This window comes from Cryobacterium gelidum (assembly GCF_004403985.1).
In the GTDB taxonomy this organism is placed as follows: domain Bacteria; phylum Actinomycetota; class Actinomycetes; order Actinomycetales; family Microbacteriaceae; genus Cryobacterium; species Cryobacterium gelidum.
Genome location: NZ_SOHL01000027.1, coordinates 37,658 through 63,797, shown reverse-complemented (window position 1 = coordinate 63,797; position 26,140 = coordinate 37,658). Strand labels below are relative to the sequence as shown.

The 26,140-nt window shown below is 60.5% G+C and carries 28 protein-coding genes; 20 read left to right on the top strand and 8 right to left on the bottom strand.

What is annotated here, in order from left to right:
* Positions 1-37: 37 nt before the first annotated feature.
* The 4 genes from E3T50_RS13445 (at position 38) to E3T50_RS13425 (ending at position 3,422) form a co-directional block, all read left to right on the top strand.
* Positions 38-832: a hypothetical protein gene (locus E3T50_RS13445; RefSeq protein WP_134552583.1), complete on the top strand. Its 795-nt coding sequence runs from the start codon at positions 38-40 to the stop codon at positions 830-832.
* Positions 833-1,410: 578 nt separating this feature from the next.
* Positions 1,411-1,728: a helix-turn-helix transcriptional regulator gene (locus E3T50_RS13440; RefSeq protein ID WP_198417992.1), complete on the top strand. Its 318-nt coding sequence runs from the start codon at positions 1,411-1,413 to the stop codon at positions 1,726-1,728.
* Positions 1,728-2,969: a tyrosine-type recombinase/integrase gene (locus E3T50_RS13435; RefSeq protein WP_166784305.1), complete on the top strand. Its 1,242-nt coding sequence runs from the start codon at positions 1,728-1,730 to the stop codon at positions 2,967-2,969. The genes E3T50_RS13440 and E3T50_RS13435 overlap by 1 nt, the downstream gene beginning before the upstream one ends.
* A gap of 84 nt (positions 2,970-3,053) precedes the next feature.
* Positions 3,054-3,422, top strand: coding sequence for a DUF805 domain-containing protein (locus tag E3T50_RS13425; protein WP_134552579.1), 369 nt, complete (start codon positions 3,054-3,056; stop codon positions 3,420-3,422).
* An 87-nt stretch (positions 3,423-3,509) separates the two neighbouring features.
* Here E3T50_RS13425 and E3T50_RS13420 read toward each other — a convergent pair whose 3' ends face one another.
* Positions 3,510-4,337: a nitrilase-related carbon-nitrogen hydrolase gene (locus tag E3T50_RS13420; RefSeq protein ID WP_134552577.1), complete on the bottom strand. Its 828-nt coding sequence runs from the start codon at positions 4,335-4,337 to the stop codon at positions 3,510-3,512.
* Between the two features lie 10 nt (positions 4,338-4,347).
* Entirely contained in the window at positions 4,348-5,712 is a 1,365-nt protein-coding gene (gene hisD / locus E3T50_RS13415; RefSeq protein WP_134552575.1) for a histidinol dehydrogenase, read from the bottom strand.
* Between the two features lie 72 nt (positions 5,713-5,784).
* Between hisD and E3T50_RS13410 the strand changes: the two genes are divergently transcribed.
* Together E3T50_RS13410 and E3T50_RS13405 are read left to right on the top strand one after the other, a co-directional pair.
* Complete coding sequence (locus E3T50_RS13410) at positions 5,785-6,687, top strand: LysR family transcriptional regulator (protein ID WP_134552573.1); 903 nt, start codon at positions 5,785-5,787, stop codon at positions 6,685-6,687.
* 198 nt (positions 6,688-6,885) lie between these two features.
* Positions 6,886-8,388: a purine-cytosine permease family protein gene (locus E3T50_RS13405; protein WP_134552571.1), complete on the top strand. Its 1,503-nt coding sequence runs from the start codon at positions 6,886-6,888 to the stop codon at positions 8,386-8,388.
* Positions 8,389-8,401: 13 nt separating this feature from the next.
* Here E3T50_RS13405 and E3T50_RS13400 read toward each other — a convergent pair whose 3' ends face one another.
* A complete protein-coding gene (locus E3T50_RS13400) occupies positions 8,402-8,980 on the bottom strand; it encodes a DUF4913 domain-containing protein (RefSeq protein WP_241990920.1) in 579 nt (192 codons plus the stop codon).
* A 7-nt stretch (positions 8,981-8,987) separates the two neighbouring features.
* A complete protein-coding gene (locus E3T50_RS13395; RefSeq protein ID WP_134552569.1) occupies positions 8,988-9,437 on the bottom strand; it encodes a single-stranded DNA-binding protein in 450 nt (149 codons plus the stop codon).
* A 165-nt stretch (positions 9,438-9,602) separates the two neighbouring features.
* Here E3T50_RS13395 and E3T50_RS13390 point away from each other — a divergent pair, with 165 nt between their 5' ends.
* The 12 genes from E3T50_RS13390 to E3T50_RS13335 all read left to right on the top strand — a co-directional run bounded on the left by E3T50_RS13390 (position 9,603) and on the right by E3T50_RS13335 (position 20,759).
* Positions 9,603-9,878 (top strand): hypothetical protein, encoded by a 276-nt coding sequence (locus E3T50_RS13390; RefSeq protein ID WP_134552567.1) that lies wholly within the window; start codon positions 9,603-9,605, stop codon positions 9,876-9,878.
* Positions 9,879-9,954: 76 nt separating this feature from the next.
* Positions 9,955-10,221: a hypothetical protein gene (locus E3T50_RS13385; RefSeq protein WP_134552565.1), complete on the top strand. Its 267-nt coding sequence runs from the start codon at positions 9,955-9,957 to the stop codon at positions 10,219-10,221.
* A gap of 8 nt (positions 10,222-10,229) precedes the next feature.
* Positions 10,230-11,441, top strand: coding sequence for a hypothetical protein (locus tag E3T50_RS13380; RefSeq protein WP_134552563.1), 1,212 nt, complete (start codon positions 10,230-10,232; stop codon positions 11,439-11,441).
* Positions 11,442-11,727: 286 nt separating this feature from the next.
* Complete coding sequence (locus tag E3T50_RS13375) at positions 11,728-12,189, top strand: SRPBCC domain-containing protein (protein ID WP_166784304.1); 462 nt, start codon at positions 11,728-11,730, stop codon at positions 12,187-12,189.
* Between the two features lie 183 nt (positions 12,190-12,372).
* The gene (locus tag E3T50_RS13370) at positions 12,373-13,119 is read left to right on the top strand and encodes a polyprenol monophosphomannose synthase (protein ID WP_134552559.1); all 747 of its coding nucleotides are present in this window, start codon (positions 12,373-12,375) and stop codon (positions 13,117-13,119) included.
* Between the two features lie 253 nt (positions 13,120-13,372).
* On the top strand, positions 13,373-13,909 hold the full coding sequence (locus E3T50_RS13365; protein ID WP_134552557.1) for a DoxX family protein: 537 nt from the start codon (positions 13,373-13,375) through the stop codon (positions 13,907-13,909).
* A complete protein-coding gene (locus E3T50_RS13360) occupies positions 13,906-14,301 on the top strand; it encodes an Rv1678 family membrane protein (protein ID WP_134552555.1) in 396 nt (131 codons plus the stop codon). Before E3T50_RS13365 ends, E3T50_RS13360 begins: the two co-directional genes overlap by 4 nt.
* 6 nt (positions 14,302-14,307) lie before the next feature.
* Positions 14,308-15,480: an Rv1679 family acyl-CoA dehydrogenase gene (gene fadE16 / locus E3T50_RS13355; protein WP_134552553.1), complete on the top strand. Its 1,173-nt coding sequence runs from the start codon at positions 14,308-14,310 to the stop codon at positions 15,478-15,480.
* Positions 15,477-16,289: an Rv1680 family SBP-like protein gene (locus tag E3T50_RS13350; RefSeq protein WP_134552551.1), complete on the top strand. Its 813-nt coding sequence runs from the start codon at positions 15,477-15,479 to the stop codon at positions 16,287-16,289. The genes fadE16 and E3T50_RS13350 overlap by 4 nt, the downstream gene beginning before the upstream one ends.
* Complete coding sequence (locus E3T50_RS13345) at positions 16,283-17,305, top strand: Rv1681 family radical SAM protein (RefSeq protein WP_134552549.1); 1,023 nt, start codon at positions 16,283-16,285, stop codon at positions 17,303-17,305. The genes E3T50_RS13350 and E3T50_RS13345 overlap by 7 nt, the downstream gene beginning before the upstream one ends.
* Positions 17,306-17,849: 544 nt before the next feature.
* The gene (locus E3T50_RS13340) at positions 17,850-19,250 is read left to right on the top strand and encodes a flavin-containing monooxygenase (protein WP_338145365.1); all 1,401 of its coding nucleotides are present in this window, start codon (positions 17,850-17,852) and stop codon (positions 19,248-19,250) included.
* Positions 19,251-19,298: 48 nt separating this feature from the next.
* A complete protein-coding gene (locus E3T50_RS13335) occupies positions 19,299-20,759 on the top strand; it encodes a class I adenylate-forming enzyme family protein (protein ID WP_134552545.1) in 1,461 nt (486 codons plus the stop codon).
* Here E3T50_RS13335 and E3T50_RS13330 read toward each other — a convergent pair.
* Positions 20,752-22,806: a 3-hydroxyacyl-CoA dehydrogenase NAD-binding domain-containing protein gene (locus tag E3T50_RS13330; protein ID WP_166784303.1), complete on the bottom strand. Its 2,055-nt coding sequence runs from the start codon at positions 22,804-22,806 to the stop codon at positions 20,752-20,754. The genes E3T50_RS13335 and E3T50_RS13330 overlap by 8 nt on opposite strands.
* Before the next feature lie 61 nt (positions 22,807-22,867).
* Here E3T50_RS13330 and E3T50_RS13325 point away from each other — a divergent pair, with 61 nt between their 5' ends.
* Positions 22,868-23,635: a TetR/AcrR family transcriptional regulator gene (locus tag E3T50_RS13325; protein ID WP_166784302.1), complete on the top strand. Its 768-nt coding sequence runs from the start codon at positions 22,868-22,870 to the stop codon at positions 23,633-23,635.
* 69 nt (positions 23,636-23,704) lie between these two features.
* Here the strand turns inward: E3T50_RS13325 and E3T50_RS13320 are convergent, their stop codons facing one another.
* From E3T50_RS13320 to E3T50_RS13310, 3 genes are read right to left on the bottom strand one after another with little or no spacing between them, the layout of a single operon-like run.
* On the bottom strand, positions 23,705-24,067 hold the full coding sequence (locus tag E3T50_RS13320; RefSeq protein WP_134552540.1) for a nuclear transport factor 2 family protein: 363 nt from the start codon (positions 24,065-24,067) through the stop codon (positions 23,705-23,707).
* A 1-nt stretch (position 24,068) separates the two neighbouring features.
* On the bottom strand, positions 24,069-24,728 hold the full coding sequence (locus E3T50_RS13315) for a 3-oxoacid CoA-transferase subunit B (protein WP_198415574.1): 660 nt from the start codon (positions 24,726-24,728) through the stop codon (positions 24,069-24,071).
* Positions 24,725-25,417, bottom strand: a complete 693-nt coding sequence (locus tag E3T50_RS13310) for a 3-oxoacid CoA-transferase subunit A (RefSeq protein WP_134552538.1) — start codon at positions 25,415-25,417, stop codon at positions 24,725-24,727. The genes E3T50_RS13315 and E3T50_RS13310 overlap by 4 nt, the downstream gene beginning before the upstream one ends.
* Before the next feature lie 211 nt (positions 25,418-25,628).
* Between E3T50_RS13310 and accB the strand changes: the two genes are divergently transcribed.
* Positions 25,629-26,138, top strand: coding sequence for an acetyl-CoA carboxylase biotin carboxyl carrier protein (accB, locus tag E3T50_RS13305; RefSeq protein ID WP_158251673.1), 510 nt, complete (start codon positions 25,629-25,631; stop codon positions 26,136-26,138).
* Positions 26,139-26,140: the final 2 nt, after the last annotated feature.

The window sequence follows — 26,140 nt, the reverse complement described above, 5'->3', positions numbered from 1 at the left end:
GCCAGTCTTCGTGGTGCCCTTACGGCATGATGGCAACATGTCAGAAATCCTCCCGTCGGCGGTGCCCGGCATACTGTCTGAAATGTTCGCTGTCGTCCTTTACGGTGACCACGGGGCCGGGGTGAGCTTGCGATGGAACTCGGCCGACCGCACTTGGCTACGGTCCAGCCCGTATGGCACCGGTTTCGTTGCACAGGACCCACCGCACAAAACCGGTTCGGGCGAGTGGGCAATCTTGACGTCTGTCGACGCGCCATCGGTCGAGGACCTCGCCGTTTCGGTTGAACTGGCCGAAACTCTGAAGAGGACTGGATATTGCCAATTCTGTAGGCAGGGAGCGCTGTCGCTCCACGCGATTCTCCCCGATATTTATGGTGACCCGATGATCGCCTGCGTCCTTCGCCCGAACCCCGCCATCGTCGATTCGTCCGGAGGTACTGGGCGGACGAAGCATTGGGGCGCATCGTCTGCCTGCAATGCAGTCCGCGCTACCCCGATTTTCAGGCCGAACAGCTACGTCGAGGTCGGCGTCTACCTCTACGGCGAGCCGCTGACAATCCTCGATGCCATCGACCGGCCGTGGTGCACCAAATGTTCTGGAGCGGCGCACATCGTGCGCGTAAATCTGTCCGAAGCCCTAGGAAGAGAGGTCGACGCGATTGGACTAAGCGACGCCCTGCAAGACAATGAAGATCGGCGCGCCCAGGGCGACAAAATTCGGTACCTTCTCGACGAAGTAGGAGACCGAAACCGGCAGGAATTGTTGATGGAGATGCGTGCCGGAATGCGCGGGCTTACGGCCGAAATTTACGCGGCAAAGGACGAAAACTAGACTGCGGGGTGCACGTCTGAAGCTGCCCAGAGACTGTTCGAATGGCACCGCGGCCAACAATTATGCCAATTAGTGTCTGCGCATTTGAAGCAGGGCAGGAACCATGTTCGTCGCTGTTTCCGGGCCAAAAAAGCGACGTAGAGGAAAAAGTGCCCACAGGCGGAGGAATACGCATTTCGTAGATGCCTGAGTTCCGTGCCCTGGAGGGTTTTGCAAAGAGCCCTCGACTTCGAAGGTGCGTTTCAAGGCGGGTGCGAGAACCGGCTGGGCCTCGACTTGATGCGCGCTATTTTATTGTCCGTTTATTCCATCGAGGTAGCACGAACTCGGTCTAGGATAGATTCAACCTTTCAGCGCATCTGCAACGATGAAAACCTGGTCCGACCGAAGTTCGTCGAGATCAATCGATGTTTCATTATCACCGAGCGAGCGACTCAGGAGCGCTTGGTGTAATCCGTCGGTCCCGGGTTCAAGTCCCGGCCGCCCTACTGTAATTTGGATCTGATCAAGGTTTCTTGTCTGCACCGAAAGGGCAAGACTTGATGCACTATCCGTTTATTGGTCTTTTATTCAAAACTATGCGCCATCTCTGGCCGCTCGTAAAGAAGGTGCACGACCCGGTTCGAGTCATCTGGAATGAGCTCGCTTACCTACGAGTTATGGACAGCGAACGACAATTCGGGCTCGGCCTCGAGCCGGTTTTAACGACAAGCGAGCTCGCCGAGTACCTCGGCGTGCAGACGCAGGCGATCTACGACCTGCGTACAGACGGACGTGGTCCCTCGGGCATTCGAGTCGGCCGGGAGATCCGCTTCCGCGTTTCCGACGTGGTGCGATGGCTCGACGGGCTTCACGAGCCAGAGACACCCGTCGTCGACCACGAGGCCAAACGCTGATGGCCGGGCGACCCCGACTGCCAGTCAGCACGTTCGGTGCCATCACGACTCAACAGGTCGGTCCGGGGATCTTCCGCGCGATTACTCGCTTCCACGACTGGGATGGTCAAACGCGGAGGGTGACGGCGACCGGCCCGAGTCGCAACGCGGCGCAGGCATCGCTCAAGGCAGAACGAGCGGCCCGCCTGCGAGCCGGCGGCAGTGGCGACTCGCTCACCGCGAGCTCACCGTTTCTGCTGCTCGCGGAGGCATGGCTGGAGGATGTGATGCTCGATGTCGACCGCGCTCAAGGAACGAAAGATACGTACCAGCGCCAGGTGCGCGTGCTGGTCTTGCCCTACTTCGAGAACTTCACGATTCGCGGGGTTACCGTCGGTCGTATCGAGCTCTTCCTCAGGCAGCAGCGCGCGCAGTCGTTTACGCGAGCGAAGCACTCTCGAACAATCCTCGGCATGATTCTGGCGTTCGCAACGCGGCGGGAGATCATTCCGCGAAATCCTATGGAGGAAACGTCGCGCGTGAAGAGGCCCCCGCACACGCCGAAGGCGCTCACGAGCGATCAGATCGCAGCCATCCGGCTCGCCGCCCGAGAGTGGCGCACTGAAGTGGGCAGGATGGGGCCGCAGTCAGACGGCCAGGTGCGAGACGTCATCGAGGTGATGCTCGGCACGGCGACGCGCATTGGCGAGGTGCTGGCACTCCGGCAGTGCGACATCGATTTGAATGCCAACCCGCCACGGGTGAACATCGGCGGGACCCTCGTCGTGCACAACAAAGCCGGGGTTCACCGTCAGGAGCACCCCAAGACCCATGAATCGAACCGGGTCATTGGCATTCCGCCGTTCGCGGCCGACGTGATTCGTCAGCGCTTGGCGCTGCTCGACCCGAAGGATGCGGAGCATCTGCTGTTCTACTCCAGGGTCGGCAGTCCGCTCACGCCGTACAACGTTCGGCGCACGTTCCGTAGGATACTCCGAAATGCTGGCCTCGAGGGATGGACATCACTCCGCACTCGTTTCGACGCACCGGGGCGACTCTGCTCGCCAACGAGCTCGGAATGCAGGCTGCGGCCGACATGCACGGGCACACGTCAACGTCGACGACGAAGGCGCACTATGCGGAGCCTGACCGTACCGTACCGTGAAGTCGGAGCCGGCGGAGGTGATGCAGCGGCTGGCGCCACCCACCTAACCGCTAAGAACAACCATCGAGGTGCGGTTCTGCCCGGGCCAAACCGCTGAATGGATGCCCCACAATCATCGGTAGGCTCTGACCAGACCTTGAGTCTGTATTGGCTCTCAAAAGCCTCACGTCAGGAACATGCGATGTCTTTCGGCCAAACTATTTCATCGGTGTTCAGGAAATACGCGAAGTTTGGTGGGGTTGCTAGCCGTTCCGAGTACTGGTGGTGGACTTTGTTCAACGTCCTCATCTCGGTCGTCCTCGGTGGCATCGATATCGCGATCAGTGGTCGACAAGATATCGGGGTACTGCAGACACTTTGGGGATTGGCCGTATTGCTCCCGTCCCTCGCCGTCGGAGTCCGCCGGCTGCGTGATGCAGGGTACTCGTGGCGTTTTCTCTTTCTTGCTCTCATCCCTTTTGTCGGAGCAATCATTCTGATTGTCTTGCTTTGTCAGCCGCGTTCCGTGAACACGCCGACGCAGAGTCCCGCAGGAGTCTCCGGCACCTAGCAGACCACTGGGGCACGTCCGTTAGCCGCCCAAACCAGAAGGTGTTAGGTCGACCGCCAGTGGTGTAACCCTAGTGTTACGGTCGGGTCAGAAGTAGAGTTCGGGACGTCGATCCGTCATAACGTTATTGCGCGGTCCAATCTGCGTACGCATGGCGCCAATCGTGAGGCTCGCTTCCAGAACGCCATTCTCGCTTTTAGACCCGAGACGCCAACCATCGGGTCCGACGATCGCCGTTCCCTGAGTCCACTCGTTACCGCGCTCCACGCCGCTGCGGTCGCAGCAGACTATGGCTACGCTCGAGGATCGCGCGGCGGCCATTGCTTGTAGAACTTCGGGTGGATGTTCTCCGCTAGGGCGCGGCACTAAGGGCCAGTTGGTGGGTACCGCAATGATCTCTGCGCCCCGTAGGGCGAGGTTTCGCGGCATTTCGGGAAACTCAAGATCGTAACAAATGAGTATGCCCAGTTTTCCCAGCGGGGTATCCACGACCGGGGCAGGATCAGTTCCAGCAACGAATAGATCGACCTCCGAATCCCAGAGATGGGTCTTTCGATAGACGGCCAGGGGGCCGGCCTCCGTAAGAACGGCGACACTGTTATAGAGGGCCGTGCCGTCCTTTTCTACGAATCCGACAACTATGACCGCGTCGCGCGACAGCATCCTGGCCCAGCAATTGAACAGGGCCGCGTCTGCTGAAATGGCACACGCTCTAGCTTCATCCGCTGTGAGGTAATAGCCACTGGTGGCTAGCTCAGGCAAGACCAGTAATTGCACTCCCGAGTGCTGCGCATCGAGGATGGCAGCCTCAATGATTGCCACGTTCGCAAGAAAGTCCCCAGCTATTGGCGCGAGTTCATGGCACCGCACCCGAGTGGTGCGGTCGGTTGCGACCTGCGTATTAGGAGCGTCCATGACGGGCTCCCTAGACCGATTGAACGGCTTCGTCTGCCGCACGAATTCCGTGCTGCGCGGCTTCGAAGCGCTCTAGGCGCATAGTCGCCGTAGCGCTGTGCGCGGCCATACCTTCGGAGTCGGAAATGATTTGAACAGCCTCCGCGAGTAGCGGTGTGCATTCGCGTTCGACGCGCTGATATGTGAGAGGTTTGACGAATCGTGCGGCAGACAGGCCGGCGCTGTGCTTGGCTCCTCCCGCGGTTGGAAGAACATGGTTCGTGCCCGCCATCCCTTTGTCCGAGTAGGCAACCGTGCTCCACTCGCCGATGAATAGCGATCCATAGTTTCGCAAGTGATCGTGGTGGTAGGCGTCATCGGTCGTGATGATTTCGAGATGCTCTGGGGCTAGGTCGTCCATGAGCGCGATGGCTACGTCACGATCATTGGCCACCGTAACGGATCCATAATTGTGCCACGCTGGCCCTGCGATAGACGCGGTCGCAAGCGTTTCGAGCTGGCGGTCGATTGCCTGCATGACCGCCAAACCGAGTTCCTCCGAAGTCGTGATCAGCGCAGCGGGCGACGTGGGGCCATGCTCAGCTTGCCCGAGCAAATCGGCGGCAACGATTTCGGGATCTGCGGATTCGTCTGCGAGCACCGCGACTTCAGACGGTCCAGCGAGCAGATCGATCGCGACGGTACCGAAAAGCTGACGCTTCGCCTCGGCAACGTACGCGTTACCCGCGCCGACGAGCATGTCGACGGGTAGTTCGCCGAGTAATCCGAACGCCATCGCCGCTAGGGCTTGCACGCCTCCGAGAACGAACATCTGGTCGACGCCTGAAAGATAGGCCGCGTAGGCAACGGCGTCGTTGGCGGTTCCGTCCTGTTGCGGTGGCGTGCATGCAATCACGGTCGGAACTCCCGCCTCTTTTGCTACTCCGATAGTCATGAATGCACTCGCGGTGAGCGGGAAGCGGCCCGCTGGCAGGTAAGCCCCGACCCGGGATACCGGCACGTAGCGCACTCCGGTTACCAGTCCGGGGATGGGTCGGGTTTCGAAATCGACCAGGCGAGACCGTTGTTCCCGTGCAAATGAGCGCGTTCGCAAACTTCCGAGTTCGATAGCGGTGCGCAGTTGTGGGGTCAGGCGATTTCCTGCCGCTTCGATCGACGCCCGATCCAGTTCGATCTCGCGGCCGTCCCAGCGGTCGAGTTTCGTGGCGTAGTCGCGGACAGCGTCCATACCCCGGAGCTCGATGTCACTCAGCATCGCGGATACTGTCGCGATAACGGACGGATCACGTTGTGCGGCGGGCGCATCAACCAGCGGAACTTTCAGTCGATGAAACGCTCCATTAAATTTCTCCAACGCGCCTTTAGAAAAGATCATGCTCAGATTCTAAAAGAATCTCGAAGTACAGGACAAGAACCCACCTTCCTTGTCTTCCCATAGGCTTTGGCTATGACGACTATCACGCAGCTACGGGCATTTCTTGTGGCGGGCACTGTTGGTTCATTCACTGCAACGGCAAAAGAGCTTGGGTTGACGCAACCCACAGTTTCCGAACTCGTTCGGAAACTCGAGGATGAGCACGAACTTGCACTATTCGTACGCACTGGTCGGAAGCTGGTGTTGACAGCCGCGGGAGAGGAATTGTTTCCGTGGGCCAGACGCGTTGTGGAGAGCGCGGATGGTGCCGATGAAGCCTTGCGAGCACTTCGCGGAATCGAAGGCGGCGTAGCATCCTTCGGGGTTTTAAGAAATGCGCCATTTTATTTTCTCTCAGACCTCGCCGAACGCTTTCATCACGAACACCCAGGGGTTCGAACGCGCCTCGTCGGTCAAAACTCCTTTGAGGTCGCCGAGGCAGTCAGATCGGGCGAATTAGAGGCTGGTCTCGTCGTCCTACCCATACCGGATCACGATCTGGATGTAAAACCATTGATGAGAGATGAAGTGCTGTGGGCGAGCGCCGATCCGAGCCGCACGGCGATTCCGATGACAATGGAGGCTATCAATGGGGCCCCTCTTATCCTTTATGACGCCTATTACGGGTGGAACGATCCGACGAGGCGGCAACTCGCTGCCCGAGCTCAAGTGGCGGGAGTGCGTTTGGAGCCGCTGATTGAGGTCGAAAACATAGATTCGGCACTCGGCCTCGTTTCTCGCGGCGTGGGTGACACCATCGTTTCCAAGGCCGTGACGCGCCATTCGATCTTTCCTGCGAACGTCCAAACTGTGGGCTTTGCCGAGCCCATTTTCGACACAATTGCCCTGATCAACCGACAGAATGCCACGCTCTCACCAGTTACTGCCAAGCTGGCCATCATGGCAACGACCATGATGCTTTCCCCGCCCAACTGATCGATCGGGGCGCTTCCCATGACTCTGAGGACCTGAATTTGGTCGCAATAGGCCTTGCCTATGCGTTTTATAGGCTCTCCCCTGCTTGTACCGATAGCTAATGCCTCACTACTCTTACGTCAACCGTTGAGGTAGATCGTGGATGTGACGCGTGCGGCTATCCCAGCCATGGCGCATTTCGCGACTGAGGAGCACCAAATGAACGCTGTGAGCACCACAATTCCGTCGGACGTCGGTTCATCCCGCGGGGAACGCATTGAGTCGCGATCGATCGATTGGGTTCCGCTAAGCGAGCGCCGCGGCAAACCAGGGACGCTATTCCCTTTATGGTTCATGTCCAATGCGAACATCACAACCCTCGCGACGGGCATGCTCGGTGCCGCGCTGGGCGCCTCGTTAGCGACCTCCCTCTTGGCAATTGTGTTGGGAGTAGCGGTCGGCACCGTTTTCACCGCATTCCACTCGGCCCAAGGCCCACAGCTCGGCCTCCCGCAAATGATCCAGTCCCGGGCTCAATTCGGCTACCGGGGGGTCATTTTGATCTGCGCGATTGTCGTTTTCAGTCTCGTTGGATTCAACATGTTCAACCAGATGCTCGGCGCGGACATCATCAGGATGACGACCGGTGTGGATGCGAGCGGTTTGTGGTACCTGCTCATCGGCGGTCTTGCCGTAATTCTTGCTATCTTCGGCTACCACTGGATCCACGCAACGCAGAAATGGTTGACGCTCCTCTTTTTGGTCACTTTCGGACTGTTCACGATCGCCGCCGTAGCGGTTGTGCCAATCGACCCTGCTCAATTCACCTTCGCAGACTTCAACTGGACAGCATTTTTGGTTCAATTCAGTGCAGCAGCGGCCTATGCACTTGGCTGGGCTCCCTACGTATCGGACTACTCCCGCTACCTACCGCCGCAGACTAGCCCCGCCAAAGCACTCACATACACCTACGGAGGGGTGTTTGTCGGGGCGGCATGGCTCATGGCACTGGGTGCACTCGTCGCTGCGGCCTTCGCGGGAGCTTCGCCCTTAGATGGCGTCAGAGACGCGGCGGACATGATTTTGCCGGGGGCCGGTTTCTGGCTTCTGCTCGCAGCTTTGCCGGGGCTCATTAGCGTTATCACCGTCAATATCTACGCTGCATCTCTCGAACTCATCACGATCGTCGATTCGATCAAGCCGATAAAGCCGACCCGCGCGCTTCGCGTTCTTGGCTGTCTTGTTATCGCCGCTGCCGCCTACATTGGATCGCTTTTAAGTACTGGCGAATTCCTGGCGAATTTCGGAAGCTTCCTCGTCATTCTGCTTTACGTCCTCGTGCCGTGGACTGCTGTGAACCTTGTCGACTATTACTTAGTTCGACGAGGCAACTATGCAATACGCGACATATTCATTCCAAATGGTATCTACGGATCATGGGGTTGGCGGGGGCTCGTGGCATACCTTGTGGGAATTATCGCCATGATCCCGTTTGTAGTAACAACGTGGTACACCGGCCCGGTTGCTCTTTTACTTGGGGGCGCCGACCTCGCACTCTTTGTGGGTCTTACTGCGTCGGCGATCGTATACGTGGTTTTGGCTCGCAGTATTGATTTCGCGCGCGAGCGGGAAGTTGCCGCACGGGAGAGTGCAGAATTCGGCGAATCTGCCGTCGCATTCCACGGAGGTGCCAGCGCATTATCTAAAGTGTCGGAAGGCTGAGCGCGGTCGGACGCTAGGCTGCTGAACCAGTGCGCGGGGTAAGGTCGCAAAACCCCGCCTTGGCCTCGCGCCGCCTCGCAACGTCCTCCACGACGAACTGTACGAAGTCCTCGTCGCGATCGCCGATGGTCACGTCTTCGACGGTGTCGGCTGGCGGTTCTCCTGGCCATGCCGTCTGCCGCGTCGATCGGTCGCGCTCCGGCCGAGTGCCGGAGATCGCGACCCAGTCGCGGAGCCGTTGGCGGGCATCCGCGAAGTCACGGTGCCAGCCGAGCGGGGCGGAGCCGTGCTGGTCGGGGTCGTAGGCGCCAAGCCAGTGCAGGTGTAGAGCGGAGAGTTCCCAGACGAGTTCGGGGTGCCGATGCCAGAACGGCGGTACGACGGATGCTAGCAGTCCGTAGGTGCGTCGCAGCCAGTTCACCCAGCGGTTGAGATCGATCCATTCGGCCTCGGCGTCGTCTGCGCTGAGGAGGTTCCAATTGATCGGATGCGGCGGCTCTGCAGTGAGCGGCCCGTCGAGATCGTCCAACGAGCTTGCTCCGAACGCGTCGTCGTGTTCACCGGATGCCCACTCGATCAAGGACTCTGCCATCGCTGCTTCACCACCCCGAGCCGGCGGGAGCAGCTTCCGTCTCGCTGACGATTCCCGTCTGCGTTGCCGCAGCGTCCTGTTCGCTGCCCGGAGCCGAGCGATTGGTTCTCGTGATCTGATAGTTAGTGCGCGCGAGATCATGGCCAATCTTCTTGGCAACGAACTCTTCGCGTTGAATAAATTCCCCATCGCGCTCGACGTGGAAGGTGCGAACGTATCCTTCGGCGACAAAGCTGTCACCTTTGGCGAGTCGGTTAAGAGCGCGTTCGGCGGTGGCGCGGTAGGCGACGAGGTCGTGGAACGTCGGCTCGAGCGCGGTGAAGCTGCCGCTGGATTCGTGACGGAAGTGCGGCTGGCCGACGCGCACGTAGAAGCGGGTGTCGCCGTTCTCGGTGACCGACTGCTGAGGGTCGGAAGCGATGAAACCGGACAGCGATTGCTGGGTGTGAAATGTCATGGGACTTGACCTCCTGTGATTGGGACGGACTATAGTGGTCAGCGCTCACCAGGAGGTGCGCAGAACACTCCATGCCGCAGGCCTGCCGGATAGGTGAATATTTTTAACCGTCCGAGGCCTCGACAGGATGCAGCAGGTCACCGCCGCTGACAGTATCCGCTTTCGATGGCGCAGGAGCCGGGCCTCGCCGCTCCGTATGCGATCGCAGCGGCGTACTGCGCGGACCTGCTCGAAGCCGGCGGTTCCGATTGGCTGAACCTCCTCGTGCTGCTGTTGGTCTGGGACACACTCAAGTTTGTTTTGATCGGGCCAATCAGCCTGCTGAAGTTGATCGCGGCACGCGTTCGTGAAGCCGTGGCCCGCCGTCGCATGAAGCGAGCGCTGCTCTCTGACGGCGTCGAGCGCTTCGACGAGCCAGCGCTCGTGTCGCTACACTGCTGACGCCACGTCAGAGCCTGCGCACCTCCTGTTAGCGGCATGAGTGGCTCACACACGCCCGCGCAGAGGAGGCTTCACTATGACGATCCCGCAGGAGCAGTTCGACGACCTGCTCAGCCGCACCGCGCTCGCTGCGCTGTTCTACTATCCGGAGGTCGCTGTCGACGATGACGGCCGCAACCTGCAGAACGACATCGCGTATTGCTTGGAGCCCGTCGCTGGAATCGGAGACGAGGATGCCGAGCGGCTCCGCGTCGCGGTCGGGCGTGTGATCACGAATCCGACGGCGCATCGCTCTGAACTTCTGGCTCTCGTTATCGAGCTGGCCCCGCCGCCGGCTGCGTAGCAGCGATCATGAACGCCCCGTCCGGCGAGAACGCTGTGCCGGTGGACCAACCGTCTGACCGCGAGGCAGAGAAACGGCGCCAGTATGTGGCCGCGAACCGCGACCGGATCCGCGAGCTGAATCGTCTCTGGCGGGCGAACCATCTCGACCGTGCCCGGGAGCTCAATCGGGATTCGATGCGCCGGGCCGAGGCTCGCCGGGGTCGTGAGGCGGAGGTGCGTGCGCGGGGGAGGGAGCGTGCGAAACGCTGGCGAGAGGAGCACCCCGAGCGCAAACGCGAGTATGAGCAGCGGTGGGTGGCGGAGAATCGCGAGAAGGTGCGCGAGTATTACAACCGCTACTACGAGGCCCATCGTGACGAAGTCAATTCTCGGGCGGCCGCAAGGCGGGATGCTGACCCGGCGCGCACCAAGGAAATCACCAGGCAGTGGGCCGAGCGCAACAAGGAACGCCGTGCCGAGCTGCAGCGCAACCGGCGCCGTGATACCGAGGTCTACCGCGGCGAACTGGAGGCCAACGCCGCAGCAAGACGCCTCAAGCGGAGCCTGAGTCGGGCCGGTCTCCCGCCGAAGCTTCTGCACGCGACGACTGCGGCTGAGCGTCGAGCCAACGAGCGCGAGGCCGACGCGTATTTTAACGACCCATCGCGGCCCGAGCATCTGCGGCAGTTCACCGTGTTCGCCGAATCGCTGACCGAGCACATGCTCAAGAATGACGCCCGCATGCGCGAGTTCGCCGAGGCCTACGCAGAGACCAGGGCGCGCATGGGTCTCCCGCCGGTTCCGGTGGAGAACATCGTCTACGCGCGAGCTGTTGAAATAGTCGCAGAGCGGATGCGCCGGGTCGACCTGCTGACCGGCCGCGACGTCGCGGCCGCAGTGCGGAGTACGAAAGCTGAGGTGCGTCGGGAAGAGCGGCAGCAGCAGTTCAACGGCCTTGTGAAGGCCATTGTGGTGCATTTTCACCAAGACAGTGGGCGGTTGGGCGCCGAGGCGGAGATGGAGAACCGGGCGCGGGCACATCGGGGGATGCCGCGGGTGTCGGCCGAGTCTTTGGTGGTGCAGCGTGCGTTGCAGGACGTCATCGAGCGCGTGCCCACGAGCAGGTTGACCACAGCGGATGCTCGGACCGCCGTCCGCATCGCGGGCTTGCACATCGCGACCTCGCTCGAATCTCGCGACGTGGTCGACCAATCGGTTCATCGACGGGCGCTCTCGTAGTCGATGGCGACGAAAGGACCGAGCAAACTGCGCCCGTTCGAATGCCGGTGCTGGACTAGGAGGGAACCACGCCAGGCGACTTATTGAGTTCGTGAGGCGTCCATGCGTTTTGGGCTCCCAAGGACCGACATCTGATGCGTTGCCCCTCGCGTTCACGGCGCTCGCCCGGCTGTGAGCAGATACGCAATCATGGGTAGGCTCGATGAGGCGCGTTTGCAGAACTTGTTGACGTGCCGCTCGGCGGGCAATGTCCCGTCGCGCTCGGCTTGAACGTGAAGGAAACACCGTGTCTAATCACGCAAGAATCAAGGGGCACACCGTGACCCGCACCGTGCACATCGAAGCCTCGCGCGCGCGCGTCTGGAAGGCGCTGACCGACCCTGCGGTGATGGTCAAGTGGTTTGGCGACGGTGTGGGGTTCGCCGCGCTCGAGCTCGGTGCTACTGGCAGCATCGACTGGGATGACTACGGCAGCTTTCCGATCGAAATTACCGAGGTCGTGCCCGACGGGTCGTTCGGCTTTCGTTGGTCGGGAATTCCCGCCGAACAGCTCGACGAGTACTCGACGCACGTGCGCTTCACCATCGCCGATGCTGGTTCCGGGACGGATGTCACGGTGATCGAATCGGGCTTCGACACACTCCCCGGCACCACCCGCTACCGTCGCGAACGTCTTGAGCAGAACCGAGAGGGCTGGGACGTCGAACTCGACGAGCTCGCGATCCTATTCGAGGGTGTCACTGAGTAGTTCACGATTGCTGGGAAGTCGCTCGGCGAGTTGCCGGCTCAACAGGTACCGATGCTGCCCGGAAGATAAACGCGGCCTTCCACACGATGGGGTTCTTCGACACCAGCTCGCACAAAACGAATCGTTCCGTCATCGCCCTGTATGAACGCTAACGTGGTCCCGATGGGGGCCACAGAAAATCACTTGAGAACACTCGTAGTAGTACCTACGTACTGCGAGGCCGAGACGGTGGAAGCCATCATCGAACGGGTGCTTGCCGCTGGCCCACTACTGCATGTTCTCATCGTCGACGACAACAGCCCTGACGGCACCGGCGAACTGGCAAAATCGGTAGCAGCCAAAGAATCGAGACTCTTCGTCCTCGAACGCCCCGGGAAGGCTGGTTTGGGTGCCGCCTACATCGCCGGATTCGAATGGGCGTTGCAACGAGACTATGAAGTCATCGTCGAGATGGACGCTGACGGGTCCCATCAGCCGGAAGAACTTCCCCTCCTTCTCACCGCTGTCGAAGCTGGGGCTGGATTGGCAGTTGGAACCCGATGGATGCCTGGAGGTCGTGTGCTCAACTGGCCCCGTCGCAGCAAACTCATCTCCCGCGCAGGCACCCTGTATGCGCGGCTCCTGCTCGGTAGCAAGCTGCGCGATATCACCTCCGGGTTTCGTGCGTTCAGGGCCACAACGCTGTACGAGGTCCTCCGCCGTGAGATCTCTTCCCATGGCTACAGTTTTCAAATTGAGATGGCGTGGAATGTTGAACGCTCGGGCGCTTTCATCGTGGAAGTCCCGATCACATTCATTGAGCGCGCTCACGGCAACTCAAAGATGTCCTCACGCATTGTGATCGAAGCGATCGGCCGAGTCACACACTGGGGTATCACCCGACGACGAACGCGAGTCCAAGCGAACTCACTCACCGCTGACTCTCGCTGACCGAAAGTCGCGAGCACTACGGGCGATCCGTCCACACAGATTGTTGCGGTAGGGGTACCCCAAGAGACGAAGCGGTGTAGCCCTGGACATCTGGCGCACGCCGCTGGTGATTAGGCACGGGGTGCGGCACTTTCGATGAGCGAGACGGGGACGGATTTTGCCCGGACGATCAGGTTGCACTTCTTCGTTTCTCATATTCCCGTCATTGCGGTCTGGTCCCCATACCGATTGAATGCTATTAGGAAAGGCGCTCATGTCGCGAGCCAGTGCTGCCCCGGTTGTTCCGCTTCCCGTCGCCCGCGCGAACCGGATCATGATCGCGGTGCTTCGCTGCGGCGTGGCGCTCATGTGGATCCAGAATGTCGCGTGGAAGGTCCCTCTTGACTTCGGCCGGGCACAGGAGAATGGTCTTTATTTCTGGGCGAGCCAGGCGGTCGCTCATCCCGTGCTGCCGCCGTACTCCGCATTCGTCAAAGCCGTCGTGCTGCCGAATCTTGAAGTCTTCGGATGGTTCACCCTCCTTGTTGAAGGCGGACTCGGGGCTTTTCTGCTCATCGGCCTCGCCACGCGTTTCTGGGCTCTTGTCGGCATCGGCCAAACCGTAGCAATCACGCTTTCAGTGCTCTTCGCGCCGCACGAATGGCAGTGGTCCTACTACCTCATGGCACTTGCTCACCTCGCGATCTTCGCTACCGCGGCTGGGCGCAGCTATGGAGTCGACGGTGTGTTGCGACAGCGCTGGGCACAGTCCTCCGGGCGTGTAGCGCGACTGATGATGAGGGTCTCATGAGGCAAACTCCAGTCAGTTCGAGCGCCTTCGACCACGCCGGGGTCTTTCTCGGAATAGCCTCGATTGGGTTTGCCATGTTTGTGTTCGGCGCCCAGCTTCCCACTGAATTCGACTTTGTACACATCGGGGTGGCGGGCGCCATCGTGCTTGTTGTGAGCGGCGCACTCGCCGTCGCCGGTGGCCTGACGCGGCGCCCCGCGATCTATGCTGCCGCTGGCGCTCTACTGACCGTGGCCGCTCTCGTGCAACTCATAGGGCTCGCATTGTCGGTCAGGCCTCTGGGGGGCGACGCCTCGACCATGTCGGTCACGGGCGGACTTGGCATCGGGCTTCTCACGGTCGGCCTCGCTGCCCGTTCGCTTATCCGCACCCAAAATTCCGACGAGAGGTAGGCCGTAATGGACCTTCAATCACGCGTGCAGCCCGTGCTCAAAGTTGCCCGAGAACACGCCCACGCAGTAGATGCCGATGGACGCTTTCCGCAGGAGGCCGTGTCGGCCCTGCGTGCGTCCGGTTTACTCGGACTCACTCTGCCCACTGATGTCGGTGGTCTCGGAGGAGGGCCGAGCGAGCTGGTTGAGGTCGTCAGTCTGCTTGCCGGTGCGTGCGGGTCGACCTCCATGATCTATTTGATGCACGTGAGCGCCTCGATGCCCGTCGCTGCCGCACCACCGGCCGGCATGCCGAGACTGCTCGAGGATCTCGCGAGTGGTCGCAGTCTTGCCTCCCTCGCTTTCTCTGAGGCGGGTTCGCGCTCGCACTTCTGGGCTCCGCTGTCACGCGCGACCACGACGCGGGACGGAATCCATATCAATGCGAAAAAGAGTTGGGTGACCTCCGCAGGCCACGCAGATGTCTACATCATCTCCACAGGGACTGCGGATGCCGAGACCGTTGACCTCTTTGCGATCCCGGCCAAGATGTCAGGGCTCAGCGTTGACCGACCATGGAGCGGCATGGGATTGCGTGGTAATTCCTCGAGCCCGATGACCATAAATGTGGACACTTCCGAGGAGTTCCGCCTTGGTGCGGCCGGTGGCGGATTCGACCTCATGATGGGCTCTGTACTGCCGTGGTTCAATCTCGGCAACTCAGCTGTATCCATCGGGCTCAGCCGCGCGGCCGTCGACGCAGCAGTGAGCCACACTGTGGGAACCCGGCTCGAGCATCTCGATCAGAGCCTGTCCGCGCTGCCGACGATTCGGGCGCAGCTGGCGAAGATGTCGATCGATCTCGCGAATGCCAGCGCATATCTTGATCAGGCCGCGGCGCGCGTGGCTGATCCGCAGGACGATACTCCTCTCTTCGTGCTCGGAAGCAAAGCGTCGTCGAACGATGCTGCGCTTCGAATTACGGATGCCGCGATGCGCGTCTGCGGTGGTGCGGCGTTTTCGGAACACCTGCAGATAGATCGATACTTTCGCGATGCCCGCGCGGGCCACGTGATGGCTCCGACATCCGATGTGCTGTACGAGTTCTATGGTCGGGCGATAACGGGTCGCCCACTTTTCGACGCCCCGGAAGCCGCAGTTGAAACTCGTGAGACTGCTTCGACGGGGGCTGCAGCATGAACGCGCCTCTCACCATCGGCTCCGTGGCGTACTCTCCGAATGTCGTCCCCATCTGGGAAGGGATGCGAGACTATTTCGCCGAGACCTCAACGCCGATCGACTTTCTGTTGTTCTCCAATTATGCGAGCCTGGTAGACGCCCTCATCGCGGGAACGGTCGATCTCGCGTGGAATACCAATTTGGCCTGGGTTCGCACCGTTGCCCAGACTGATGGGGCATGCCGCGCGCTCGCTTCGCGGGATACGGATCTCGTGTTCCAGACAGTGTTCGTCGCTCGCACAGGCAGCGGCTTCACCGGGCTGGCGAGTCTTCGCGGGCGTCGCCTCGTCCTTGGGTCGCGCGATTCGGCGCAAGCGGCGATCCTTCCTCTGCACTTTCTGCGTGAGGCGGGACTGAACGAAACCGATGTCGCTCTCACGCGCATCAACAGCGACGTCGGGAAGCACGGTGACACCGGCAGGAGCGAACTCGACGCCCTTCGTGCGGTGCTCGATGATCGGGCGGATGCTGCGGCGATCGGCATCAATACGTGGCAGGCGATCGGGCGCGGTGAGCTCCTGCCCGGCGCGTTTGAATCCTTCTGGGCTTCCCCCGAATACAGCCACTGCACCTTCACCGCCATGCCAGCACTGTCGATCGATCGGTCGGACGAGTGGACGGCAAACCTGCTCGCGATGGACTGGGAGAACCCTCAACACAGGCCAATCCTTGAGATGGAGGGTTTGCGAGCGTGGGTGCCGCCCAAGCTTGATGGTTATGCCGGGCTGGTTGAGGCTGTGCGCGAGCAGAAAATACCGGACCGATGGTAGCCGCGATTCCGCCAGTGAGCGCTGGTCTACTTCTTGACCTCGTCGATAGCGTAAGGCGAGTGCCCACGGGACGTAGCGTCTCCATCGATTTCGGGACATGCGACCGCGACGCCGCACTCGAACTCATCTCCGCATGGTGCCTGTCGAGTGGGAACGAGATCGTCAAAACTGAGGGGTCGGCCGTCACTGTGCTCCACGGCCGTTCGCCCGACCCGCTTGCGGGCCTCGATCCTGACCAGCTCCCAGGATCCCGAGTGTGGGTATATACCAACTTCGATTGCAACCTGGCTTGCGACTACTGCTGCGTGCGGTCTTCCCCGAAGGCCGAGCGGCGAGCAATCGGAGCCGACCGACTGCGGCAGATCGCGACCGAGGCTGCAGCAGCCGAGGTGACGGAGCTCATTCTCACCGGCGGGGAGCCATTCCTGCTCAATGATCTCGACGAGTTGGTCAAGACCTGCACCGACAAACTACCCACGACGCTGCTCACAAACGGCATGCTTTTTCGCGGTAGCCGGCTCGAGCGCCTCCGCCGAATGGATCGTTCCCGTCTCACACTTCAAATCAGCCTCGACTCCGCTACCCCCGATATTCATGACAGCCATCGCGGAGCGGGGTCCTGGGTCAAGGCCGTCGCGGGCATCCGAACCGCGCACGACGAGGGGTTCAGGGTTAAGGTCGCGGCCACTTTGCCCGCCGACCAGATGCATGAGCTTGAGCCGTTTCACGGCTTTCTCGATACTCTCGGCATCGTGCGGCACGACCAGGTTATCCGCGCACTCGCCCACCGCGGAGTCGCTGAGACCGGCATCGAACTCACCGTTGATTCACTCATTCCCGAGGTGACGATCACCGCCGACGGTGTTTACTGGCACCCAGTAGCCGCTGACCACGACGACCAATTCGTGACGCGTGACATTTTCCCGCTCGCAGATGCGATCGCGGAAATCACACGACAATTCATGGAGCACCGCCGTTCGGCCAACGCAATCGCCGAATGGTTTCCCTGCGCGTGACCCCGGCCCACGCTCTTGCGCACCCTGCTCACGTCTCGTCGCGGAAGCTCGACGCCGTTAACTCGACCTGCCACGCACCATACAACTTCCAGCTCCGACGTTCGCTGCAGGATACAGAGCGGCAGTACGCCGGTTCGGGGCGCTCCCGGCGGCCTTCCATGACGTCAACGCCGCAGTCGAATTTGTTGGAACCTGTCTGAACTCGCTCTTGGGGACAGAAGAACCCACCGGTTTTTGGGATCTTGGAACCGCAACGGATCTTGGAACCGCAACGTGGGGGCATCCCAAAGGGACGCCAGACCTCCCCGTCTGACGGCGGGCGCACAATCAGGCTTCGGGCATACATCCACGTCAACGACGAAGGCGCATTGTGCACGTTTTCCCCTACTGGCCGGGCGGGCAGTGGAAGCCGATGACGAGCTCAAGCGGCTCGCACAGTGATTCCAGAACTGAGAGAAGATTGACAGGTTGAAATATCTGCACGAGGATGTGAAACATACAAACGATTGGTTTCTCTCAATGGCGAGAATATATTTCCTTCTCTTTGTTCCGGGACACCAGATACGAGGAGAAACTCATGACGTTCGCGCTGCCTGACACCTTTGCGATCGTCGGAGCGGGTCCTGCCGGCCTCGTCACCGCCCGTGCATTCCTCAACTATGGGCTCAAGGTTGAAATCCTCGAGCGTCACAGTGCTGTCGGTGGAATATGGGACAAAAGCAACCCCGGATCTCCTGTCTATGAGAGCTGTCATTTCATCTCTAGTCGCGACTACGGAGGATTCATCGGCTATCCGATGCCCTCCACATATCCTTTATACCCCAAATGGCACCAAATTCGTGACTATGTTCGAAGTTTTGCGGATGCATTCGGCCTGACCGCGTTCATCCGAACCGATTCAGACGTTGTCAGCGCTGTGCCCGTGGATACCGACGCCGGCCGATATTGGGCGGTCGCGCTAGGCTCCGGTGAGACGCGCAACTACCGAGGCGTTGTCAGCGCAACGGGAGGTCAATGGGTTCCTGTCATTCCCAAGTTCGCCGGTTCCGAACGGTTCACCGGGATCATCATTCACAGCTCGGAGTACGACAACATAGATGTCTTCCGGGGTAAGAACGTGCTGGTCGTCGGTGCCGGCAATAGCGGCGTTGACATCGCAGCGGACGCGGCGTTCATGGCCGAGAAAGCTGTTCTCTCCACTCGTCGGGGATACTGGTTCCTCCCTAAGCTCGCCTACGGCGTGCCGGTGGGAGACCTCTTGCAGGGAAACATCCCCGATGAGAAACTGCCTGCTGAACTCGTCGGGCTGGATTCCGCAGGAATCATCCAGAAAGTGCTGGACGCCGTCGTCGGTGACGTCACAAACTACGGTCTGCCCGCGCCGGATCACCCATTGGGCGCGACGCACCCCATCACCAACTTCCAAGTGCTGCACGCTCTGGCGCACGGCTTGCTCTCCTATCGCCCCAATATTCGAGAGATCACTCCAACTGGGGTGATCTTCGAGGACGACAGCTTCGAAGCGATCGACGTCATCGTCCTTTCAACCGGATACGACAACAGCATTCCCTGGCTGCCCGAAGGGACGCTCGAGTATGAAGAGGGGCAGCCAAAGTTTCTGCTTGGGGCACTGGTCGACAACGTGGAGGGGCTGTACGGCGCTGGCGTGCTGCACTTCGCGGGCAACACGTACCCGGTCTTCGACCAACTCGTTCAGCTTGCGGCCGCAGACGCGAAGGCACTGGTTTCTGGCGAGAATAGATCTCGTCTCAAGGAATTACGGGCGTCGTATCGGCCCAGCTTTAAACACAACGGCACGTTCCTGGACGTGCGGCGCAACGCGAATCATGTTGACATCGCGGCGGTGAACGGCTATCTCAAGGAATTGGAAGAGGACTTCGGGGTTCCCGTCCCGTACTTCAACACTCCTGAATTCTATGTGTGAGTTCAACGGATGGCCCGTCGAGCGTGACCTCTCGAAGGCGGCACGCGCATGAACCGGGCTCTACCGATTCTTGACTGGGCTTTCTCGCAACCGGAGAAGGCGTGTCTGGTCACCGATGAACGTTCCTACAGCTACCGCGAAGTCAGCTTGGCGATCCAACAGGTGGCGGCCAGCCTCACGAGCGCTGTCGGCATCGGAACGCGTGTAGGCCTGTTCATCGACAGCACGCCAAACTTCATCGTCTATCAACACGCCGTTTTCTACCTTGGTGGAATCGTGATGCCTCTGAACCGGGCGCTGACAGAGCAAGAAGTTGTCGAAGTCGTGACACTCGTCGGCCTGACGCTCGTCGTCAGCGATACGTCGCTAGGGCTTCCTGACGGCGTAATGAACATCGTCGTCACGGGGGAGTTCGATGTGCCGCCGCCGGGGGCCGCGATCCCCGCCCCCGCCGTACTTTCCCCTGAGGCCGGCGCCTGTCTTCTGCAGACATCGGGGTCGACCGGGCATCCCAAGGGTGTGCTGCTATCCATGGGAAACCTCAGTTCTAACTATGACGCGACCTACCGTTGGATAGGTATCGGCAAGGCAGACCGCATTCTGCTCACCCTTCCGGTCTTCAACACCTATGCGCTGAACCAGGGCATAAATATGATGGCGATGACCGGTGCCACGTTGCGCTTGGTTCGTCGTTTTTCACCCGAGCGACTGCAAGAAATAATGAATGAATTCCAGCCCACATTCATCCCTCTCGTCCCCACCATGGTGACGCGCCTGCACCAAGCCGGCGTGCGCTTTGGTGGTGAGGTGCGGGTGGGTATCGGCGCCGCGGCGTCGCCCTCTCAAATCTCAGCCGATGCATGGGCGGTGTTTCCCAGAGCGCATATTTACTTCGGCTATGGACTGACGGAGGCCACCGCGATCGTCAGTACGAACCACGTAGGCACGAAGGAGAACAACACCGGGGACTATCTCTCAGCGGGCGAAGTCGTTCCCGGCATGCGGGTCACGATCCGGGACCCATCGGGTGAAGACGCCCGCGGCGAAGTTCTGGTTTGGGGTGGAGCCGTGTTTAGCGACTACGTGGGCACTGCAGAGCCGCGCCCCGTCGAAGATGGATGGTTGCTCACGGGTGATATCGGTCTTTTCGATAAGAAAAGACGCTTGCACATCGTCGACCGAAAGCGGGAGTTGATCATTCGCGGTGGGCAGAACATCTACCCCGGGGAGATCGAGCGCGTCCTGTCATCACATCCAGCCGTGAGTGAGGCCGCTGCAGTCGCCCGCGTCGATGCCGACTTCGGCGAAGTCCCTGTTGTGTTTGTCGTGCTGCGACGCGGGGAGAACGTCTCCGGTGCTGAACTCCTGACGTGGGCCGCGACCCAGCTGGCAGGGTTCAAGGTCCCGCAGGATGTCTTTGTTATCGATGTGATGCCGAAGACTCCCACCGGCAAGATTCGCAAATTGGATCTGCGCCGAGGCTTGGAAGTGCAGAACGCCCTCAGCTGAGGGGCGAGCCCACTGCGGTTAGCAGGGCGACAACTTCTGCGGGCATGACGCCCGTGGTCGCAGGTCGAGCCAAGGCGAAGGTCAACGGGCAGGACTGGTGAGATGCTGTCAGCCCCTCCATCAGCCAGGTGGGGGACTGCGCGGCTGCGAAACGGATGGGGCCGCCCAACGCCTTTGGAAATGCGAAACCCGCCGTCATCACGACGTCGATGTCGCTGGCGCGCTGGGCAACGCCGCTCGCGAGAACTTCTGCGGCTCCGACCAGCATGGAGCAGATGATGCGCTGTTGGATCTCGGCCGAGGTGAAAAGGCGAGGCGTGATGGACTGGGCGGCACGGCTTTCCGCGATGATCTTCGCGGTGTTCTCGCTGGGTATTCCCCGTTTGGCTCCATCGGGATAGGCGTACCACCCCTCGCCTGTCTTGGTGCCCAGGTGGCCTTGCTCGCAGAGGGTGTCGGCGATGGTCACGTAACGTTCAAGTGGGTTTCGAGAGCCGCTCAGACGTTTCCTTCGCGCCCACGCGATGTCGAGACCGGACATGTCGGACACGGCGAAAACGCCGATGGGGAGGCCGAGGGCGACCATGGCGGCGTCGACGTCGTGAGGTGCGGCGCCCTCTTCGACGAGGAATTCTGCCTGCGCTCGGTAGTCCGTGTAGATGCGGTTGCCGATGAAGCCTTCACCGACCCGCGCCGGGACGCCGGTTTTCCCCAGCGTTCGAACGAGAGCCGCCAGCGTGGAGGCAGTGGCGTCATCGGTGAAGCGCGTGCGGATGACTTCGACGAGCGGATTCTTGTCTGCAGGGTTGAAGAAGTGGAATCCGGCCAGGCGCTCCGGACGGCGAAGGCCCTGGGAGATTTCATCCAGATTGAGGTAGGACGTATTGCTGGCCAGAACGACGGTGGACGAAACAACGGACTCAAGAAGCCCCAGAAGATCCTTCTTCACCTGCATGTCCTCAAAAACGGCATCGATGATGACGTCTACGGTGGCCAGATCCTGAGCATTCAACGTCATGGTCATGGCGCCGTCGGTTGCTTGCTCCGGGCGGGCTTGTGCCAGAGATATCGTTGCGCGCTCAAGAACTGCGGGATTGGAGTCAAAGAGCGTCACCGCGAAGCCCGCCGTTCGGCACACCTGAGCGATCGAGGAGCCCATTGTTCCCGCGCCGGCGATCCCGATGTGTGACAGCCGGGCACCTGTCGCAGCCGTGCGGAGGCCTTTTGCGGCGGCTTTTGTGGCGAAGAACAGGTACCGGAGATTGATCGCTTCGGTGCTGGACCGCAGCTCGTCAAACGCCTGGCGCTCGAGTACCAAAGCGTCGGCCGGATCGCAGGTGACCGAGCCGACGATGAGCCCGACGGCGCGGGTGACATTGGGGCGGGCGCGACCCCGGCCGGCGGCCTTTTCAATGGCGCGCTCAATTCGAGCGGGAGGGTCAACGGGGGGAATCAGATCGAGTGTCCGCCGCTTGGACGCCAGGGCCCGTGCAGCGGAAATGGCTGAATCGAGAAGAGTATCCGGGGGAACGACGCTGTCGACAAGCCCCAGGCGGAGCGCCTCTTCCGCCGTGATGTGGCGCCCGGACGAGATGAGGTCGATCGCCGCAGCGACCCCCACGAGGCGAGGCAGCCGGACGGTACCGCCGGCGCCGGGAAGGATTCCCAAAGTTACCTCCGGAAGACCCATCATCGCTGTGGAGTCGGCGATTCTGGCGTCGCAGCCGAGGGTCACCTCAAGGCCGCCACCGAGAACGAAACCCGTGAGGGCTGCAACGACGGGGCAGGGGAGGGCTTCCAACGCTGCGATGACGGCAGGGAGTCGGGGCGCCTCGACGGGGTGATCGAATTCCTTGATGTCGGATCCGGCATAGAAGTCAGGGAGCCCACTGGCGAGGACGACCGCGCGCACCTCGGGCATGGTCGCAACGATTTCCACAGCGGCGAGCAGCTCTCTCCGCAAGGTGCTGTTGCCAATGTTTACGGGGGGACTGTCCAGAGTGATGATCGCCACGCCAGAGCGTACGAGCGTTGTGACGACTGCCATAGCGTGATGCCTCATCCTTGATCTGCTTTCAAACCACCCGATCTGCGTCGGCATGCAACCTATGCTATCAAACAATCATTTGGTTGTCAGAGCCAAAAAAACCCGTTGGAAATGCCGACAAAATACCAAACAATTGGTAGTATTTTATAAAGACATTAGAGGCACCGCGGCGCAGTCCACCCTGGCTGAGAAATGGGTAATCATGAAAGCGAAATCATCTGAACGCCCCTCGGTGGAGGGCCGGAACAGAGACGGAAGCGTCATCGCCGCAGCAATCTCCGTCATGTCGGAAAAAGGCTACTCCGGCACCTCAATTCAAGAGGTCGCCGATCGCGTGGGTGTGCTCAAGGGCAGCCTCTACCACTATTTCTCTTCCAAAGAAGAGCTCCTGTTTCGCATCCTCGATGAATCGCACTCGGAGTCCATGGTCATTGCCGACGCGGTTGCCGCCTTGGGCCTGGATCCGATCGACGAGTTGCTGGAATACGTGACGCGACAGAGCTTGTGGTACCTGGCCAACGTTGAACGCGCCAACATCTTCTTCACGGAGTCACGGAACCTCACGGGGGAGAGGAAGGCGCTGACGAAAGACCGCGGCCTGCAGTTTGAACGGCATGTGCGTGATCTGATCACCGCGGCGCAGGAAAGCGGACAGATTCGCAGTCAGCTGGATGCCAGGCTCCTGACACGCTTTGTGATCGGCGCGATGAACAACGTTCGTTTCTGGCCATCGCGAAGTGCGGGGAGCTTCTCGGACGAACAGCTCGTTTCCGCCCTTGTCGAGCTGACGTTCAACGGGCTGGAAGCCCAACCGGCCGCGCACGATTAGGGATCGGCCGCCGGAGGAAGGGCTGCCTCACTCTGGCCAGGGCGCCGCGTTTGCCTGACGTAACCCGGCTCAGGCGGAGGTGAGTTCCGCCGTGTCATAGAACGACCGGACGGCGGCGAACTTGCCGCCGATCACCGTCATGCAGTTGATGCCCCGAAGCGGGTATCTGATGCCTGCCGACGTGATGAGGACGGACTGCCACTCACATGCGGACTCGGCACCCGATGTGGTTTCGTGCACGATAGCGACCTCAAGGCCCGGATAGAGGTCGCTCGCGTTTGCATAGAAGCCACGAATGGCGTCGTGACCTTGGAGGTTCCAACCCGGTGCCACAAAAGTTGCATCGTCTCGGTAGGAGGCCATTATGGCATCGAGATCTCGCGTGATTTCGGCATCCCAGTAGGCACGGGCTATGTCGAAGTTCGTTGGCATGTCAGTTCCTTACGGTTGCGGACGTTGTCGCGTCGATGAGGGTGAATCCCACCAGCGTCGAGAGCTGACCCGCATCCAGATCATCGAAGATTTCGAGAATCCGAACGCCGGCAGGAATGACGTCGAACACGGCCACGTCCGTGTATATCCGTTCCACGCACTCGGCACCGGTGAGCGGGTAGCTGCAGTTCTGCACGAGTTTGCTCTCGCCGGTCTTAGAAAAGAGGTCCATCACGACGTAGACGTGTTTCGCTCCCGCTGCCAGGTCCATCGCCCCGCCAACGCCGGGAATGGACGTGGTCGAGTTCGTGCGCCAGTTGGCAAGGTCGCCCCGCGCCGAAACCTGGTAGGCACCCATGACGCAGAAGTCGATGTGTCCTCCACGCATCATCGCGAAGGAATCGGCATGATGGAAATACGACGCGCCGATCTCTTCGGTGACGTAGACCTTTCCCGCGTTGGTCAGGTCCGCATCTTCTTGTCCCGGGAGCGCGGCGCCACCCATTCCCAGCATCCCGTTCTCTGTGTGGAGAATGATCTCCCTGTCCTCGGGTAGATAATCCGCCACGAGTGTCGGTACGCCGATACCGAGGTTCACATAGGCGCCGTCGGGGATGTCTTTCGCCACTCGTGCCGCAATTTGGTGGCGAGAAAGCCTCATGATGTCACTTTCGGGTTGGTCGGGGCGTAGCCCGTGCTTATGAACCGGTCCACATAGATTCCGGGGGTCACGATGATCTCGGGATCCAGTTCGCCGAGTGCCACCACGTGATCGACTTCGGCAATGGTTACCTTGGCTGCGGCAGCCATCACGGGGCCGAAATTTCTCGCCGTCTTGCGGTAGACGAGGTTGCCCCAGCGATCTGCACGTGATGCCCGGATTAGGGCGAAATCTGCATGCAGGGGTGTCTCGAACACGTAGTGTTCCCCGTCGATGAGGCGCACTTCCTTGTCCGCGGCCAGCTCTGTGCCGTAACCGGTCTTGGTGAAGAAACCTCCGATTCCGGCACCCGCAGCACGGATGCGTTCGGCGAGGTTGCCTTGAGGGACGAGCTCGAGCTCAATCTTGCCGGCGAGAAAAAGTTCATCGAAAACAGTGGAGCCGATTGCTTTGGGGAAGGAACAGATCACTTTGCGAACGCGGCCGGCTCCAAAAAGTCGGGAGATGGCGTCCCCGCCCGCCCCGGCATTGTTGTTGATGACCACGAGGTCGCTGACCCCGCGGTTCAGGAGTGCCTCTATCAGCGCGACGGGCTGGCCGGGAGGGCCGAACCCGCCGATCATGATCGTGGCGCCGTTTTCGATTCCCGAAACGGCTTCTCCCGCGTCGTGGACTTCTTTGTCAATCACCGGACACCTTCACTTCGTGTTCTTGGCTGGGTCTTGAGCTAGTCAACCATACGTCTGTTCGATAAACCAGAATCAGTTTGTTGAACTTCGTATTGACAACAAAGCTTGACCGCCTCGTTGTGGTGACCATATACTAAAACTGCCAACCGATTGTTTGATTTAAACATGTCGGTCATAATCTGGCAGACCGAGAATGGCAAAGGAGCCCACAGTGAGTCTTTCGTCCGCTGATATCAATAGCATTGTCGCAGCCCTGCACGAATCGGACTGGGATGAGGCCGTCGTGAGCGTCGGCGACGTAAAGATTTCCGTTGCTCGTAACGGCGCCCACCTTCCCGGCGGATCAACCGCGATGACGACTCCTGCACCGGTCGCGGAGCCGGTCGTCGCCCCTGTTGCGGCCCCCGCAGTGGCGGTTTCCGCTCCGATTCCGTCCTCGCCGGCAGCAACGGCACACGCTCCGGCCAATGCCACGGACTTCGCCATCACGGCACCCAGCATTGGGGTTCTGTGGCGTTCCCCCGAACCCGGCGCCACTCCCTTCATTGAGGTCGGTCAGCGCGTTGAGGTCGGGGACACGGTGTGCATCGTTGAAATCATGAAGCTGATGAACAACGTTGCCTCCACGGTCACCGGGATCGTGACGGCTGTGCATGCCGAAAACGGGGCGACCGTTGAATATGGAACACCCCTGTTCAGCGTTGACGTCACCGCGAACTGACC